An 11191-nucleotide genomic window follows, 5' to 3' on the forward strand; every position below is an offset into this window, starting at 1 on the left:
ACCCGCTCCGACAATGGCACCGGGAGCGCGCCCACTCCGCCGCGCCTGTCGGACACTGGACCGCAGTGATCAACAACGCGATCAACGGCGGAGACCCGGGGTGTAGATCAGTGCCTCTCGGTTCACCCCGGCGTACGCTCGCAAGCGTCTGACCAGCACTTTCGCGGGTCTCACCAGGTCTGGAAGCGCGGCGGAGTCGGATTCCCAAGCTGATGGCGCGGGTTCGATTCCCGTCACCCGCTCCATCGCCCATGCGGGCGGTCACCTTGCCGGGACCGTCAGCGGAACGTCCGAACGACCTCGATGGTGCCGACGATGTTGTCGTTGAGCTCGTCGAGCCGCTCCGCCGGGATCCAGTACTCAAGGATCGTCTCGCCGCCGACCTGCTGGACCTCGTACTGCTCCAGGTGCTCTCGCCGGACGTCGAACCGCGTCACGTGCCCGACCCCGGACGCCTTGACGTTCCAGTCGCGCGCGATGCGGATCGCGTAGTCCTCGTTGAGTACGGGGTAGAAGATCGGCTGATCCGGTAGCCGCGGCGGCCAGCGCCGCCAGCCGCTCGCCTCGACGAGAGCGAGCTCTTCGGGGCCCGTCGGGCGCCAGAGCGTGACGACGTCGCGCGGCTGCCCGCCGATCTCGACATCCGTTGCGTCGGACAGCCCGAGCTCGGCGTCGAGCCTCTCTTGCCAGTCGTCATCCGCAAGCTCACCGCGCACAAGGGCGTCGCGCCAGTCCTCGTGAGCCAGCCGGGAGGCGTCGCGCAACTTGCCGAGGTCGCCTTTCGCCCAGAGCACGATCGCCGCCTGAACGCGCTCGAGGTCACTGCTCTCATCGACGATCCGCACGGCTTCTGTCGCGCTCCCAGGCTCGGGGAAGTCGCGCTCGAGGCGCTCCCGCAACCGCTTGGTCATCGCCGCCACGCCGCAACCCTTGCACACGACGGGCAGCGGGCGACGGCCCACGACCGTGCCTTTGTGAACGATCAGGTGTCCGTCATCACCGGGTCGCGAGAGCTGCCGGTGGCTGTCCGCTGCGGCGAGGTCTCATTGAGCGAAGCCGTGACGGCCGTGGACGACGCCGAGCAGCGGCTGCTTGCTCTCCACGACAGCGTTCACGTCCCCGCCCACCCCGACACTGAGTGGGTCGACGACTGGCTCCATCGAGCCCACCTGAGCTACTGGGCAGCCGTCGGGATCGGTTCAGCTCCGTAACCCTGCCGCTGCCTCGGGCGTCAGTGGACGGCGGTGGCGACGAGGCGCCAGGCCTCGCCGGCGGGGGACTCGCCCTCGGGCAGGTCGGCCGTGGCGACGACGACGTTCGTCCCCGTCCCGGAGACCTTCTCCCACCTGCTCCCGTAGCACTGGTCCACGACGACCTCGGGCGGCTCGGCCGCGAGCGTGGCGTCCTCCGGCAGCTCGGCGGTGCCGTCCGCGCGGTCCGCGGCCCAGAACACCCGGACGTGAGGGTGGTAGCTCGCCCACTCCCACTTCCACTGGCGCTGGACCAGCTCCCAGTGGCAGATGGTCTCCGTCGTCTCGGACATGTCGGTGCCACCCTCCCCGTGCGCGCCGTCGCGCACGTCTCATCAAGATCCTGGCACCACCCACCCCCCGGCAGGCAGGGGACCAACGGCCCGGTCGACCTCGGTGACGGCGTTCAGGGTGTCAGCCAGCCCGTGTCTGCTCGGTCGGCTCACAGCGGTAGTGGTCCGCGCGCGCCGCCGAGCTCACTCCTCGCCGATGGCCTCCTGGACGCCCAGCTCGGCGAGCAGGGTGCGGCGCAGGTCGCCGAACCCGGGCACGCCGCGGCGACGCGGGCGGGGGAACGGGACCGGCACCAGCGCACCGATGCGGCCCTCCTGGAGCACCGCGACGCGGTCCGCCAGCAGGATCGCCTCGTCGACGTCGTGCGTGACCAGCAGCGCGGCGGGGCGGTGGGCACGCACGAGCTGGGCGACCAGTGCCTGCATCCGCATGCGGGTCAGGGCGTCCAGCGCGGCGAACGGCTCGTCGAGGAGCAGCAGTCCGGGCCGACGCACGAGCGCCCGGGCGAGTGCGACGCGCTGGGCCTCGCCGCCCGACAGGGTCGTCGGCCAGGCGCGCTCGCGGCCCGCAAGCCCGACCTCTGCGAGTGCGGCCGAGGCGGCCGCTGCCGACTCCCGCCCCCGCAGGCCGAGGCGCACGTTGTCGAGCACCCGCTTGGCGGCGACCAGGCGCGGCTCCTGGAAGACGACGGTGCGCTCACGCGGGGTGCTGACCGTCCCTTCGTCGTGGTCCTCGAGGCCCGCGAGGATGCGCAGCAGCGTCGTCTTGCCGCTGCCGCTCGCGCCCAGCAGGGCGACGAACTCGCCGGGTGCGACGTCGAGCCGGACACCGTCGAGCACGCGCCGGCCGTCGAAGGACTTGGTGACGCCGTCGACGTGCGCGCCTTCGGACTGCGCGTCGGCGTCGACGAGGTGGATCTCCTGCGCGCTCATGCGCGTCTCCTGTTCCGGGTGAAGGGCAGCAGCACGCGCTCGAGGCCACGCACCACCAGGTCGACGGACAGCCCCCACAACGCGTAGACCGCGATGATCACGACGAGCACGTCCGTCTGGAAGTACTGCTGGGCGGACGTCATGAGCGCCCCGAGGCCGCGCGGCGCGTTGGTGAGCTCGGCGACGATGAGCGCGAGCAGCGAGACGGACAGCGAGACGCGCAGCCCGACGAGGATCGACGGGATCGACTCGGGCAGGATCACGTGCCGCACGAGCCGCAGGCCGCGCAGCCCGAACACGCGCCCGGCCTCGAGCACCCGACGATCGACGCCGCGCACGCCGGAGTGCGTGTTGAGGTAGAGCGGGAACAGCGCGGCGGTCGCGATGATGACGACCTTGGGCAGCTCGCCGATGCCGAACCAGATGATGAGCAGCGGCGCGACCGCCAGGAACGGGATCGTGCGCAGCATCTGCAGCGTCGGGTCGAGCAGCTGGTCGCCCAGCCGGAACAGGCCCGCGGTCACACCCAGGACGATCCCGAGCGTGCCGCCGATCGCGAACCCGACGGTGACGCGCACGAGCGAGACGGACAGGTTGTCCCACAGCACGCCCGTGCGCACGAGCTCGACGAACGCGTCCCACACCTGCCACGGCGCGGGGAACACCAGTGGGTCGATCGCACCCGATGCGGAGCCCACCGCCCACGCGGCGACGAGCAGCAGCGGCACGCTCGCGCGCACCGCGACGTCCCGCGTGCGGGCCGACGACGCGGACCGGCGACGCGTCGCGCCCACGGTCGACCCTGCCGGCCGGCCGGCCGACTCCGAGGAGTCGGCCGAGCCGGTGCGGGCGGGGTCGGTGGTGCCGGCGGGCTCGACGTCAGGCTCGTCGGACCGGACCGGTTCACGACCCGAGCGGGTCAGCGCGGTGCTCACGGGACGACCCATGCGTTCGGGTCGAACGTGCCCGTCGTCGTGCCGGTGTCGTGCAGGAACTCGAGCGTGGACGTGACGGTCGCGACGCCGTCCGGGTCGGCCGGCTGCGTCCCGTACTGCCACAGGTTCGCCGCCAGGACGACGTCCTTCGGGGCGCCCGTCGTGTCCGAGACGAACTGGGCGTACGCGTCGTGGTCAGCCAGGATCGCCTGGGCGCCCGCGTCGTAGACCGCCCACACGGCCGCCGCGAGCTCCGGGTTCTCCTTGTACTCGTCGCCCGAGGTCAGCCCGACCGACGTCGCCAGCAGGTCGGGGTCGTCCTCGCTCGCCTTCGTCAGGACCGGGAAGTCGTTCTTCAGGCGCCAGATGCCGGCCGTGGTCGCAGGCAGCGGCACGGCGTCGACCTCGCCGCGCTGCAGCGCCGGGAGCGCGTCCGCGAACAGCAGGTTGACGAGCTCGACCTTGTCGAGCACGCCCGCACGCTCGAGCACCGCGCGGCCGTACTTGTCGAAGTTCGAGCCGAACTGCAGCGCGACCTTCTTGCCCGCGAGCTCCTCGACCGAGTGCACGCCGCCCTCGCGGCCCAGGAACCAGATGTCCTGCGTGGGCTTGGCGATGAGCAGCGCCGGGACGTCGAGGTCGTTGCTGCGCGCGAGCACGGCGGGCGTGTCGCCGATGAAGCCGACCTGGATGTCACCGGACTGCAGCGCCTGCACGACGGGCGGTCCGTTGTTGAACGCGGCGAAGCCCTCGTAGGAGAAGCCGTGCTGCGCGAGGAGCTCGTCGGCCAGGCCCAGGTGCACGGCGTAGCCGAACGGGCCGGTGTCCGCGGGCTCCTTGCCCGCGGTGCCGTTCCACGGGCCGCCGACCGTGATCGGCACGAGTGCGGCGGGCGTCGCCTCGGCGCTGGACGCGTCCGACGAAGGTGCGGTGGTGCTGCCGGCGGTGGCGTCGGCGGAGCTGCAGGCCGCGAGCGCGGCCAGGACGACGGCGCCGATCAGCACCTGGGCGGCCGCGAGGCGGCGGCGAGGACGGGACATGAGGGTCTCCTCTCGGACGGGGCACGCCGACGGGTGTCGGCACAGGGGTGGTGGATCAGTCGGGTGAGTCAGTCGGGTGGTGCGGACGGGCCGCTCAGGTCCGGGCCGCGCTGCGCCGGCGCCAGCCGACGCGGTCGCGGTACAGGCCCATCAGGTCGAGCTCGACGAGCCGGCTCTCGTCCCGCATCGGGGAGCCCTCCGGCTCGGGCGTGCGGGACGGTGCGACGAAGATCGCGTCGGCCGGGCAGTACGCCTCGCACTGGAAGCAGGTCTGGCAGTCGGAGTGCCGCGCGATGACCGGCACCCCGTCGGGCACCGGGTCGAACACGTTCGTCGGACAGATCCGCACGCAGATGTCGCAGCGCGTGCACAGGTCGGTGGAGAGCACCTCGATCACGACGCCACCTTCCGTCCGGTCCCGACGAGCGAGTCGAGGTCGGTGCCGGCGGGCCCGACGACGGGCCGCTCCGGGTCCGGGCGCACCCACAGCTCGTCGAGGCCCCCGACGAGCAGGCGGCGCGCCTGTGCCGGGTCGGTGTGCGGGTGGTCGACGCGCGTGTGCATGCCGCGCGTCTCGGTCCGGGCCGCGGCGGCACGCACCGCCCAGCGCGCGGTCGCGAGCAGCCCCGCCACCTCCCGCGTGCGGATCGCGTGCGCGCCGGCTGGTGCGACGGGCGTGAGCGCCGTGTCGTCGGCCCAGAGCCCGTCGAGGACCCGGGCCGAGTCTGCGAGGCCGTCGGCGGTGCGGAACGCCGAACGCTCGATGGGCAGCAGGTGCGCCTGCACCGTCGCCTGGACGTCGCGCCACGCCTCGTCGGATCCGACGAGCGCGCCGGAGGCAGCCCGCGGCCGCAGCCCGAGCCCGCCGGTCGGCTCGACGTCCGCCTCGACGGGCTCGCGGCGCGAACCCGCGAACGCGGCGGACGCCCGCCCGGCCCACGTCCCCGTCGCGACCGCCCACGCGAGGTTCGGCCCGCCCGCCCCGGTCGCCGCCCCGACGAGCCGGTCGCGCGCAGCGACGTCACCGGCCGCGTACAGCCCGGGGACGCCGGTCCACGCGTCGCGGTCGACGATCCGCACGCCGCCCGTCCCACGCACCGTGCCCTCCTGCACCCAGTCCATCGGGAAGCGCTGCGTGAACGGGTCGATCCCGAGCTTGTCCGCGACCATGAAGAAGTTCGGCATCGCGGCGCGGGCCAGGGCGCGCTGCTCGCCGACGATCTGCGTGAACTGGGCCGTGACCGTGCCGCGCAGCGACGCGGCGAGCAGCTCCGCACGGCTCGAGTGCAGGTTCCGGTACGCGATCGGGCGGCCCTCGTGGTCCCAGTACGAGGCGCGCACGAAGTACCCGTTCTTGTCCATGCTCGTGCCCAGCGGCACCATGCCGTAGAAGTTCGAGAACTCCATGCTCGACAGGTGCGCGCCGACCTCGGCGGCCATGAGGTGCCCCTCGCCCGTGTCGACGTCGCCGCCGAGCGAGTGGCTGCGCCAGGTCGTGCCGCCCGTCGCGAGCACGACCGCACCCGCGAGCACCCGCCACCGGCGGCCGAGCTGGCGCTGGTAGCCGTCCGCGCCGCAGATGCGGCCGGCGGGGTCGCGCAGCAGCTCGAGCGCCGGGCTGTGGTCCAGCACCGTGACGCCGGACTTCTTGACCCGCCCCCGCAGGAAGCGCAGGTAGTCCGGCGAGCTGCCCGCGAACGTCCGCTCGCCGGGCCGGAAGCCCAGCACGCGCGGGACGGTCCCGGACGCGGGCGTCCGGTAGCCCCAGTCCGCGACGAGCGCGGTGCGCTCCCACGTCTCGTCGAGCACGGCGTCGGCCCACACCCGGTCGGTGAGGTAGGCGCCCTGCGCCTCGCGCACGCCGATCTCCTCGTCGCGACGGCTCACGTCCGGGGGCACGAGCCAGTGCGCGACACCCGCGGTCGCGGCCACGCCGCTCGTGCCGCAGTAGCCCTTGTCGACGAGCACCACACGTGCGCCGTGCTCGGCGGCGGAGATCGCCGACCACGTCGCCGCCGGGCCGCCACCCACCACGAGCACGTCCGCGCGCAGCACGATGCCGTCGGCATCGGCACGCAGGGTCTCGGCGCGCGGCTTCTCGGCGCGCACGTCGCCGGCTCGCCGCGGGGCGGGTCCGGGCAGGTCTCGGGGCGTGTGCGCGCTCGGGGCTGCGGTCACGGGGATCGTCTCGTCTCGTCGTCGGCGGGTCGCGCACACGGCGCACGCCAGGGTCCGGGCTGGGCCAGGGTCAGCGGACGAGACGACAGCACGACGACGAGCCCGGCAGCGGCCGGGTTGCGAGCGGCGGACCAGCCACCGCGTTCGTCGTCGTCATGCCGGGGACCCTACGGCAATCCGGACTGAACCAGTCAACTTTTAGACCGGCACTGCTCACCATGCGGACAGCCGCGGGGGCGCGCCGGATCCCCGGTGCGACGGCGGTGGGAGGAGCTGCTGGGCGACCCGCCCTCGATCCAGGTGCCGCCACCCCACTCCCTGCCGGGCCGGGTCTACACTCAGTGGGGGTACACCAGCACGAGCACCGGCGCGAACGCGGCGTTCTCGAGCAAGCCGGTGCAGCTCAAGATCCGCGCCCCGCGCGGCACGATGGCGTCGTGGGTCGAGCCCTACACGAGCTGCCACGGGGAGCGGGAGGTGCTGCTCGCCCGCGGCCAGCAGTTCTACGTCCACGCGGTGTACCAGGACCCGAACACGGGCCAGTGGGTCGTGGAGATCGAGATCCTGCCGGCGGATGTGGACCCGGCCGACCTCGTCGGGGAAGCTGTCAGTCCCAGCAGTAACCCGTACTCCGCCACCTGACGCGCCTAGCGTGATGGCATGACTGAGTCCCCGGAAAGCCCTCGCCTCCAGTACGTCCAGCCGCTCGACCTCGCCTACGCGCCGCCGAGCTACCCACAGCCCGAGCTCGACGCGAGCTGCACCGCCGCGCGCGCGTACCTGCCGGCGGACGTGGAGGTGGGGTGGATCGTCCGCCAGGGCGACACCGCGTTCGCCTGGTGCCCCACCGCCACGCCGGCCGAGCCCGTCGCTCTCGAGCTGGGCCGGTACATCACCGAGGTCGTGCGTGACATCGCGCTCGACGGGGCGCCGGTGCCCGTAGCCTGGAACGTGGTCAGCGAGCGGCTGCTGACCGAGCCCGCCCGAGAGATGACGTACGCCGAGGTGCTGGCCCTGGCGTACCCCGACAGCAGGGAGTGACCGTGCAGCTCGTACCCATCGGCGGAGGCCACACGCTGCGCGAGGACGCCGCCGCGTCCTGGGAGCGGATGCGCGCCGCCGGCTGCCCAGCCGGGCCCATCAACAGCTCGACGCGCTCGTACGCGCAGCAGAAGGACTGGTACCTGCACCAAGGGGAGCCCGGCTACCCCGCGGTCGCGGACCACCCCGACCGCTCGAAGCACGTCTGGCGCCCGACCAGCACCACCGACACGGGCGGGCGGGCGCTCGACCTGACGACTCAGGTGACTCCCAGAAAAGTCGCGTACCGTTCGACGGTCGCCGCCTCGCCGTCCGGGGTGGCTCCCCGACGTCGGAGGACTTCCTCGTGCCCCGTTCCGTGCGCAGCCGCGCCCTGACCGCGACGAGCATCGCGCTCGCCCTCATCCTCGGTGCCGCCGCCTGCAGCGGCGACGACGACCCGGCACCCACCCCGACCGCCACGGCGACGGCCGAGCCGACCGCGGACTCGACCGCGCTGCCGGTCGCGACCGACGCCGACATGGAGCTGCTCTCGACCGTCGAGGTCACCGGCGACGCCGGCGTGAAGCCGACGATCACGCTCCCGTCCACCCCGTTCGCGATGACCGGCACGGGCGCGGTCCTGCTCGCCGACGGTGACGGTGCCGAGATCACGGACGAGTCGCTCGTCCAGGTGCACATCACCGCGGTCGACGGCGCCGACGGCACCGCGCTCGGCAGCACGTTCGACGAGGGTGCGACGGCCGAGGTCTGGCCGGCGTCCTCGGGCCTCGACCAGCTCGACGAGATCATGATCGGCGCGCACGAGGGTGCTCGCATCCTGCTCGGCCTGGCGAGCGGCGACGCCACGCAGGTCTACGTCGTCGACCTGCCGGCGGTCATCCCGCCGACCGCAGACGGCACTGCCGTCGCGCCCGACGAGAGCCTGCCCGTCGTCACGGTCGGCGACGACGGCGTCCCGGTGATCGCCGCTGGCGTGGGCGAGCCCCCGACCGAGCTCGTCGTGCAGCCGCTGATCCAGGGTGACGGCGACACCGTCGAGAAGGGTGACGACGTCGTCGTGCAGTACGTCGGCGCACTCTGGGACGGCACCGTCTTCGACTCGAGCTGGGCCAACGGGCAGCCGCTGACCGTCGGCGACCTGGGCTCCGGCAGCGTGGTGGCGGGCTGGGAGCAGGGTCTCGAGGGTCAGCAGGTCGGCAGCCGCGTGCTGCTCGTCATCCCGCCGGAGCTCGGCTACAAGGACGTGGACCAGGGCTCCATCCCGGCGAACTCGACGCTCGTGTTCGTCGTGGACATCCTCAAGACCTCCTGACGCCCGGCGCGCACCCGCGCGCACGCGCAACGACCTCGCACCCCCGGGGCCAAGGGACTCATGTCCTGACGGCCCCGGGGGTGCGTCGTTAGTGTGGGCTCAGGTCCCCCAGCGCAGGGGGTACGGGTCGGGAGACGCACATGGACCAGGCAACGACGCCGCGGATCCGCACGGTGGCCCTGATGGGCGCCGCGGGCGCGGGCAAGACCACTCTCGCCGAGGCGCTGCTGCACCGCGCCGGCGTGATCCCGCGGCCCGGTGGGGTCGAGGAGGGCACCACGGTCAGCGACCACGAGCCCGAGGAGATCGCGCGCGGCATCTCGATCGCGATCGGCGTTGCACCGTTCCCCTGGGCGGCCTCGGACGGCAAGACGTACGACGTGACGCTGCTCGACGCACCAGGCGCACCCGACTTCGCCGGGGCCGTCGACGCCGCGCTCGTCGCGGCGGACCTCGCGGTGCTCGTCGTGAGCGCGGTCGACGGGGTGCAGGCCGGGACGCACACGGCCTGGCGGCTGGCCGCCGAGGCGGGCATTCCCGTGATCGTCGCGGTCACCAAGGAGGACAAGGCACGTGCCGACTTCCGGCACGTGCTGGACGACCTGCGGACCTCGTTCGGCGACGGCTTCGTGCCGCTCGAGCTCCCGATCGGCGAGGAGGCCGAGTTCCACGGCGTCGCCGACGTGCTCACCGAGCACGGCTACGAGTACGCGGCCGACGGCACCCACCACGAGGCCCCGTTGTCCGACGAGGTCGCCGCCGAGGAGCACCGCCTGCACGACGAGGTCACCGAGGAGATCGTGTCGCACGACGACGACGCGCTCGAGCGGTACCTCTCGGGCGACGAGCCCGACGCCGCGGAGCTCGAGCGCACGCTCGCGCAGGAGGTCCGGGCGCGCGACGCGTTCCCCGTGCTCGTCGCCTCCGGGATCACGGCCGTCGGCATCGACCGCCTGGCCGACCTGGTGTGCGAGCTGAGCCCCGCCCCCGGCGACCGCCCCGCGCGGGTGCTCGCGGGCGACACCGTCGTCGAGGTCGCACCCGACCCCGCCGGGCCGGTGCTGGTGCACGCGTTCCGCACCGTCGCCGACCCGTTCGTCGGGCAGGTCACGCTGCTGCGCGTGCTGTCCGGGACGGTCAAGCCCGGTGACAAGCTCCTCAACACCACGTCCCGGTCCGACGAACGCATCCCCGGCCTGTTCCGGCTCCGGGGCAAGGAGCACCTGCCCGTCGACGTCGCGGTCGCGGGTCAGGTGGTGGCCGTCGCGAAGCTGACGTCCACGCCCACCAACTCCCTGCTGGTGGATCGCACGGGTCCGGGCGCCGCGATGTCGGCGCCCGCGGCGCGTCCGCGGCCGGCGGTGTACGGGCTGGCGCTCGAGCCGGTCACGCAGTCCGACGACGATCGCCTCTCGGGCGCGCTGCAGCGGCTCGTCGCCGAGGACCCGACACTCGTCGTCGACCGCTCGTCGGACCGGACCGTGCTGCGCGGACTGGGCGACACGCACCTGGCCGTCGCGCTCGAGCGGCTCGCGCGCGTGTTCGGCGTGCACGTGTCCACCGCACCCGTGCCCGTCGCGTACCGGGAGACGATCCGGCGGACCGTCGAGGCCGAGGGCAAGATCAAGAAGCAGTCCGGCGGCCACGGGCAGTTCGCGGTCGCGCAGCTACGGGTCGGGCCGATGCCCGGCGGCGGTTTCGAGTTCGTCGACGCCGTCGTCGGCGGGTCGATCCCGCGCAACTACCTGCCCGCGGTCGAGAAGGGCGTCGTCGAGGCGATGTCGCACGGCGGACCGCACGGCTACCCCGTCGTCGACCTGCGGGTCGAGGTGTACGACGGCAAGTCGCACTCCGTGGACTCGTCGGACATGGCGTTCCGCACCGCGGCCGGCAACGGGCTGCGCGACGCGCTCGCCGCCGCCGGGACCGTGGTGCTCGAGCCGATCGACCACGTCTCGGTCACGGTTCCCACGGCCGTGCAGGGCGACGTCATGGGTGACCTGTCCGGCCGCCGCGGCCGGATCACCACGACCACCGCTCTCGACGACGGCCGTGTGGTGATCGAGGCCGACGTGCCGCAGTCCGAGCTGCTGCGCTACGTGCTCGACCTGCGCTCCCTCACCGGGGGCCGCGCCGAGCTGGAGATCACGCCCGCGCGCTACGAGATCTGCCCGGACAACCTGGTCACGGCCTGACGACGCGACGC

Annotated in this window: 13 protein-coding genes; 6 read left to right on the forward strand and 7 right to left on the reverse strand. The window is 73.2% G+C overall.

Annotated features, from left to right (window positions below; translation table 11 throughout):
- Positions 1–278 precede the first annotated feature (278 nt).
- Positions 279–920: a hypothetical protein gene (locus CCO02nite_RS16015; protein ID WP_246117325.1), complete on the reverse strand. Its 642-nt coding sequence runs from the start codon at positions 918–920 to the stop codon at positions 279–281.
- Between the two features lie 54 nt (positions 921–974).
- On the opposite strand from CCO02nite_RS16015, the gene CCO02nite_RS04010 reads away from it, so the two are divergent.
- Positions 975–1211 (forward strand): hypothetical protein, encoded by a 237-nt coding sequence (locus tag CCO02nite_RS04010; RefSeq protein WP_146841740.1) that lies wholly within the window; start codon positions 975–977, stop codon positions 1209–1211.
- A gap of 20 nt (positions 1212–1231) precedes the next feature.
- Here CCO02nite_RS04010 and CCO02nite_RS04015 read toward each other — a convergent pair whose 3' ends face one another.
- From CCO02nite_RS04015 to CCO02nite_RS04040, 6 genes are all read right to left on the reverse strand, one after another.
- Positions 1232–1543 (reverse strand): hypothetical protein, encoded by a 312-nt coding sequence (locus CCO02nite_RS04015; RefSeq protein WP_146841741.1) that lies wholly within the window; start codon positions 1541–1543, stop codon positions 1232–1234.
- A 183-nt stretch (positions 1544–1726) separates the two neighbouring features.
- Positions 1727–2476: an ABC transporter ATP-binding protein gene (locus CCO02nite_RS04020; protein ID WP_146841742.1), complete on the reverse strand. Its 750-nt coding sequence runs from the start codon at positions 2474–2476 to the stop codon at positions 1727–1729.
- Entirely contained in the window at positions 2473–3411 is a 939-nt protein-coding gene (locus tag CCO02nite_RS04025) for an ABC transporter permease (RefSeq protein WP_222593131.1), read from the reverse strand. The genes CCO02nite_RS04020 and CCO02nite_RS04025 overlap by 4 nt, the downstream gene beginning before the upstream one ends.
- On the reverse strand, positions 3408–4451 hold the full coding sequence (locus CCO02nite_RS04030) for an ABC transporter substrate-binding protein (protein ID WP_146841744.1): 1044 nt from the start codon (positions 4449–4451) through the stop codon (positions 3408–3410). The genes CCO02nite_RS04025 and CCO02nite_RS04030 overlap by 4 nt, the downstream gene beginning before the upstream one ends.
- Positions 4452–4545: 94 nt before the next feature.
- Positions 4546–4848 (reverse strand): 4Fe-4S dicluster domain-containing protein, encoded by a 303-nt coding sequence (locus tag CCO02nite_RS04035; protein WP_146841745.1) that lies wholly within the window; start codon positions 4846–4848, stop codon positions 4546–4548.
- Positions 4845–6629 (reverse strand): FAD-dependent oxidoreductase, encoded by a 1785-nt coding sequence (locus CCO02nite_RS04040; RefSeq protein ID WP_222593132.1) that lies wholly within the window; start codon positions 6627–6629, stop codon positions 4845–4847. Before CCO02nite_RS04040 ends, CCO02nite_RS04035 begins: the two co-directional genes overlap by 4 nt.
- 252 nt (positions 6630–6881) lie before the next feature.
- Here CCO02nite_RS04040 and CCO02nite_RS04045 point away from each other — a divergent pair, with 252 nt between their 5' ends.
- From CCO02nite_RS04045 to CCO02nite_RS04065, 5 genes are all read left to right on the forward strand, one after another.
- Positions 6882–7271 (forward strand): ADP-ribosyltransferase, encoded by a 390-nt coding sequence (locus tag CCO02nite_RS04045; RefSeq protein WP_146841746.1) that lies wholly within the window; start codon positions 6882–6884, stop codon positions 7269–7271.
- An 18-nt stretch (positions 7272–7289) separates the two neighbouring features.
- The gene (locus CCO02nite_RS04050) at positions 7290–7670 is read left to right on the forward strand and encodes a hypothetical protein (protein ID WP_146841747.1); all 381 of its coding nucleotides are present in this window, start codon (positions 7290–7292) and stop codon (positions 7668–7670) included.
- A 2-nt stretch (positions 7671–7672) separates the two neighbouring features.
- Positions 7673–8047 carry a M15 family metallopeptidase domain-containing protein gene (locus CCO02nite_RS04055; protein ID WP_146841748.1) on the forward strand — a complete coding sequence of 125 codons (375 nt, stop codon included), beginning with the start codon at positions 7673–7675 and terminating at the stop codon, positions 8045–8047.
- Positions 8017–8985, forward strand: coding sequence for an FKBP-type peptidyl-prolyl cis-trans isomerase (locus CCO02nite_RS04060; protein WP_246117326.1), 969 nt, complete (start codon positions 8017–8019; stop codon positions 8983–8985). The genes CCO02nite_RS04055 and CCO02nite_RS04060 overlap by 31 nt, the downstream gene beginning before the upstream one ends.
- Before the next feature lie 140 nt (positions 8986–9125).
- Complete coding sequence (locus CCO02nite_RS04065; RefSeq protein ID WP_146841749.1) at positions 9126–11180, forward strand: elongation factor G; 2055 nt, start codon at positions 9126–9128, stop codon at positions 11178–11180.
- Positions 11181–11191: the final 11 nt, after the last annotated feature.

The sequence above is a fragment of the Cellulomonas composti genome (genome assembly GCF_007990245.1).
In the GTDB taxonomy this organism is placed as follows: domain Bacteria; phylum Actinomycetota; class Actinomycetes; order Actinomycetales; family Cellulomonadaceae; genus Cellulomonas; species Cellulomonas composti.